The following is a 3,600-nucleotide window of genomic DNA, read 5'->3' as shown; positions in this document are numbered from 1 at the left end:
GTATCGCACGTGCGACTCCTATCGGGTCGAGCTCGTGTTTTTCCGCGCATGTGATGCTTGCTTCCTCTAACCTCACGCATCACACTAGTTAACATACGTCACACATCTCAACCTCAACTCGAGACTTATGTGATTGCTCGAATGTAGCCCTCGGATCCCGCTAGGCGACGACGACATGCCGACGCGAGCTCCGCCGGTCGAACCGCGAAACCGTGGGAGCGCAGTATGAGAGCGGACACCAAGATCACCCGCAGTACCGGCCGTGGCACCCGTCGCAGGGCTGTGCCGATGATCCGGACCGTGCCGCTGCCGGTGCTGGTCAGCGGAACTGTGCTGGCGATGGCCGGGGCGATCGGGCTGTGGCAGATCCTGCCGGGGCAGATCACGCCTACCGCCGGCGCCGGACACGGTCGCGGCATGAGTCAGGTCGGGGCTTTCGACAACGCGCGGGCGGGCTGGACAGCCGAGGAGATTCTCGGGCACTACTACCCCGGGGCTGATCTCGGGCAAATCGGCCCCACAACGATCGGTGTCCGGCTCCAGGCGCAGGACGACGCCACCCTCGACACCTTCGCCGCTGCCGGTGCGCAGGTCGCCGGTCGCACGATCGGACCCGGCGACGCGGCCCATCTCACCCCGCTGCCCGACGGCGGGGCGAGCGTGGTGGTGACCGCGGGCTGCGACGGCGAAGTTCTGTGGCAGGCCGCGACCGACGATCCGTTCGTCTACCCGGTCGGCGCCGGTGCGGGCAGACCCGCCGACGAACATCTGACCCTCTGCGGCGGCACCGCCTACCGCGGCGCGCTCGGGGTGGCGCTCGAGGGCGAGTCCTTCCGCACCGTCAACCAGGTGGACCTCGACGACTATCTAGCCGGCGTACTACCCGCGGAAATGCAGGCCAACTGGGCAGACCAGGGCGCCTTCGAAGCCTTGCGCGCACAGGCGATCGCGGCCCGCTCCTACGCGCTCGCCGAGAGTCGCTACGCCTACGCGCAGACCTGCGACACCACCGACTGCCAGGTGTATCCCGGTACGGTGAAAGAGGATTCGCGCAGTACCGAGGCCGTCGCCGCCACCACGGGCACGGTGTTGCTGCGTGACGGGCAGATCCTGCGCTCGGAATACTCGGCGGCGCCGGATGGCGGCAGGCCCGCCGACATCCAGACCTTCGAGGTCGGACCGGCACCCAGCGAACTCGTCGAATCCGCGCCCGCCCCCGCCCCCGTGGTTCCCGCGACACCCGCACAGCCGGATCTGACCATCGAGGCGCTGGCGGGTGAGTCGGTGATCGACACCGAGTACCGGCGGATCGGCGGTGCGGGCAGTTCGGTGGGCGAGCCGATCGGTCCGGAAATGCTGCTGCCGCAACGGGCGGGCACGTATCGGCTGTACACGAACGGTGTGATCGTCGCGACGAAGACGCTCGGCGCACAGGTCGTCGACTTCTCCACGCTGCTCCAGCTCGTCCCGGACGCGGGTGACCAGTTGCCCGCGACGGCCTCGGGCCGGCCCACCCTGAAGATGCCGGAAGGCAATGTCCCCCAAGCTGTTGCACCGGGCAATCCCCAGGGAGTGCAGTTCCCTACGGATGCCGAGGTCAGGGGCGAGCCGGTACACGGTCCGGTGAATCCCGCTGCGCCCGGCGCACACGATGGGGCACTGAACGGCCCGGCCGCCGTACCCGGCGCGCACAATGGGGTTCCGCACGGCCCAGCCGGCGTGCACGACGGGGAGTAGACGGACCGAACGTACGGGGTCGGGTCAATCGAGCGTTGTGTCGTCCAGCGCGACGGCCAGGGTGCGCAACAGGTCGGCGAGCTGCTCGCGGTCCGTGGCGCCGAGGGCGGAGAGCAGGCGCTGCTCGTTGGCCACATGCAGCGGCAGCAGCCGGTCGACGAGCTCGCGGCCCTCTGCGGTGAGCTGCACGAAGACCGAGCGCCGATCGTCGGGGGAGGGGACGCGCCGGACCAGGTTCTTCGCGGCCAGGCGGTCGATGCGGTTGGTGATGGCCCCCGAGGTGACCATGGCGGCGCGGTTGAGCGCTCCGGCGGTGAGGCCGGTCTCGCCGCCGGAGCGGCGCAGCGTGGCCAGCACGTCGAACTCCCAGAATTCCAGGCCGTGACCTGCGAAGAAGCGTTTCAGATCCTGTTCGAGGACGCGCGAGAGCCGGGTGATCCGGCCGACGATCGCCATCGGTGACACGTCGACATCCGGGCGTTCGATGTTCCAGTGCTCGGTGATCAGGTCGACCGCGTCGCGCATCTGTTTTTCCTCTCGGTTGAAACTCTTAACGTTCATCTACTTGACGCAGAGATACCTAGGCGGGTAGATATTTCAACGTTGAGATTATCAATCAGGAGTGAACATGACGACCGCAACCCGCCCTACCGGCTACGTGGGCACCCTCGCGCTCACGGCTCTCACCCCGATCGTGTGGGGCTCCACCTACGCGGTGACCACGGAATTCCTGCCCCCGGACCGGCCGCTGTTCACGGCGCTCATGCGCGCGCTCCCCGCCGGATTGATCTTGCTCGCGCTCACCAGGGTCCTGCCGCACGGCAAGTGGCTGGGTCGGGCCGCGGTGCTCGGCGTGCTCAATATCGGCGCGTTCTTCCCGCTGCTCTTCCTGGCCGCGTACCGGCTGCCCGGTGGTGTCGCCGGGGTGCTCGGCGCGGTGGCGCCGATGTTCGCGCTCGGATTCGCGGCGGTGCTGCTGGCCGAAGCGCCGACGCGGCGCAAGGTGATCGCGGGTGTCGTCGGGGTGTTCGGTGTCTCGCTGGTCGTGCTCCGCGGCAGCGCTGAGCTCGATCTCCTCGGTGTGGTCGCCGGTCTCGCCGGTGCGGCCTCGATGGGCGCGGGAACCGTGCTCACCAAGAAGTGGGGACGTCCCGACGGTGTCGGCCCGCTGGCGATGACCGGGTGGCAGCTCACCGCGGGCGGGCTGTTCATCGTGCCGCTCGCCCTGCTGATCGAAGGCGCGCCGCCCGCGCTCGACGGAGAGGCCGTCGGCGGCTACCTGTACCTCGGCATCATCGGCACCGCGCTGGCCTACTGGCTGTGGGTCCGCGGAATCTCGCGGGTGCCTGCGACTTCGGTGTCCTTCCTCGGTCTGCTCAGTCCGGTGTCGGCCGCGGTGATCGGCTGGATCGCGCTGGGTCAGGCGCTGACCGCGCTGCAGATCGTCGGTCTCGGTGTCGCGCTCGCGGCTACCGTCTTCGGGCAGATGCCGTCCAAGTCTGTCGGCGTCCCCGTTGGAGAGGTTGCGGGAGAACAGGATTCGCCTGCGGATGCGGTGCCGGATCCGGCCGGGCGGCGCGGCGATGCCGCGTCGGCCGTGAATTCGGTTGCACCGAAGCTGATTCCAGCGCCGGTTCGGGTCTGACCGCTGATCAGGTCAGCCGCGCATCGCCTGCATCAACTGGTCCTCGGTGAGGGCCGGAACCGGCAGGGGGTGCGCGGCTTTCGCGCGTAGGCCGTCGAAGATGAGGGCGAGATTGCGTCGCCAGAGGTCGGGGGCGACGGTGCTGGTGGCGGCGAGAACGCTGATGTGGGACCAGGTGATGAAGGCGATGTCCTCGAGGGTCCAGTCCGGGCGAAGGG

The 3,600-nt window shown here is 68.7% G+C and carries 3 protein-coding genes and 1 pseudogene; 2 read left to right on the top strand and 2 right to left on the bottom strand.

The genetic code is table 11. From position 1 onward, the window contains the following. The first annotated feature begins 225 nt into the window (after nt 1-225). Nucleotides 226-1,737 (top strand): SpoIID/LytB domain-containing protein, encoded by a 1,512-nt coding sequence (locus ACFWF3_RS28360; protein WP_379316530.1) that lies wholly within the window; start codon nt 226-228, stop codon nt 1,735-1,737. 24 nt (nt 1,738-1,761) lie between these two features. On the opposite strand, the gene ACFWF3_RS28355 is transcribed toward ACFWF3_RS28360, so the two are convergent. After that, nucleotides 1,762-2,262: a MarR family winged helix-turn-helix transcriptional regulator gene (locus tag ACFWF3_RS28355; RefSeq protein WP_378989483.1), complete on the bottom strand. Its 501-nt coding sequence runs from the start codon at nt 2,260-2,262 to the stop codon at nt 1,762-1,764. 103 nt (nt 2,263-2,365) lie between these two features. Here ACFWF3_RS28355 and ACFWF3_RS28350 point away from each other — a divergent pair, with 103 nt between their 5' ends. After that, nucleotides 2,366-3,382, top strand: coding sequence for an EamA family transporter (locus tag ACFWF3_RS28350; RefSeq protein ID WP_379316528.1), 1,017 nt, complete (start codon nt 2,366-2,368; stop codon nt 3,380-3,382). Between the two features lie 12 nt (nt 3,383-3,394). Here the strand turns inward: ACFWF3_RS28350 and ACFWF3_RS28345 are convergent. Continuing rightward, nucleotides 3,395-3,600 (bottom strand): annotated as a pseudogene (locus ACFWF3_RS28345) (TetR/AcrR family transcriptional regulator); the annotation flags it as partial.

It is taken from the genome of Nocardia sp. NPDC060220, assembly GCF_042727815.1.
Taxonomy (GTDB): Bacteria; Actinomycetota; Actinomycetes; order Mycobacteriales; family Mycobacteriaceae; genus Nocardia.
The sequence above is the reverse complement of the archived record's forward strand: the minus strand, read 5'-3'. Positions and strand labels throughout refer to the sequence as shown.

What these genes read in the sequence shown, in the direction of transcription:
- ACFWF3_RS28360 (WP_379316530.1), top strand. Translation starts at nt 226, where the DNA reads ATGAGAGCGGACACCAAGATCACCCGCAGTACCGGCCGTGGCACCCGT.
- ACFWF3_RS28355 (WP_378989483.1), bottom strand. Translation starts at nt 2,262, where the DNA reads ATGCGCGACGCGGTCGACCTGATCACCGAGCACTGGAACATCGAACGC.
- ACFWF3_RS28350 (WP_379316528.1), top strand. Translation starts at nt 2,366, where the DNA reads ATGACGACCGCAACCCGCCCTACCGGCTACGTGGGCACCCTCGCGCTC.